This window comes from Prevotella sp. OH937_COT-195 (genome assembly GCF_003932845.1).
Lineage (GTDB): Bacteria > Bacteroidota > Bacteroidia > Bacteroidales > Bacteroidaceae > Prevotella.
The window spans coordinates 1-673 of sequence record NZ_RQZH01000109.1 but is presented as its reverse complement, the minus strand read 5'-3'; the positions used below and the strand labels follow the sequence as shown (position 1 = coordinate 673).

Annotated in this window: 2 pseudogenes; one reads left to right on the top strand and one right to left on the bottom strand. The window is 40.1% G+C overall.

Going from position 1 to position 673, the window contains the following annotated elements:
• Nucleotides 1–117 (top strand): annotated as a pseudogene (locus EII32_RS11450) (IS982 family transposase); the annotation flags it as partial.
• 276 nt (nt 118–393) lie between these two features.
• On the opposite strand, the pseudogene EII32_RS12630 reads toward EII32_RS11450, so the two are convergent.
• Nucleotides 394–571, bottom strand: a pseudogene (locus EII32_RS12630) (lysozyme); the annotation flags it as partial.
• Nucleotides 572–673: the final 102 nt, after the last annotated feature.

Here is a 673-nt window from a genome sequence, read left to right as displayed (position 1 = left end):
AACAATTTCATCATGAGCATGATTGCAGCACTGGCGGCATACTGCTTCTTCGACAACAAGCCGAAAGCACTTGATGGATATTATATTGAGGACACCAAGCAACTTATGATGTTTTGAGAAATCTTATCCCGAACTGGGGTACTTATGTGTTTTGTCCGAACTTCTGAAAGCAGAAAAATCTTTCCAATCACAAAGAAAAGGAAAATAAAAACTTTCAAAAAATGGCAACAACAGATTCCAACAACCGACCAATTGCTGAAGAGTTGAAAGAGGATTTGAGCAGTGAAGTGCCCCCAAAAAAGTTTTTATGTCCAACTTTTCGGGGGCACTTCAAACTTGCAAAGGGCGTATTTCGTGAAATCTGGATATATAAAACAGGGCAAACTCCAGCTTTCATCGTTTGGCAAGATCTCGCAGAACTTTTCCTTTTTGTCGGCAGAAAGAAGACTAATTCGTGATAGAAATTCCTGTCACCTGTCTCTATCTTCCGTAATAATCAACTTTTGGTATGTTCACCGTAGCCAAGCAATCTGCCCACTCCTACATTGTAGAACAAGACGGCAAACAATAGAAAACATACAAACAACTCTAATTTATATCCTGGCAAACCGATTGGTCTAAAAACAAAAAAGGGGCGTTCCCGTGTGTTGTGTTAACGAGAACGCTCCGGAAA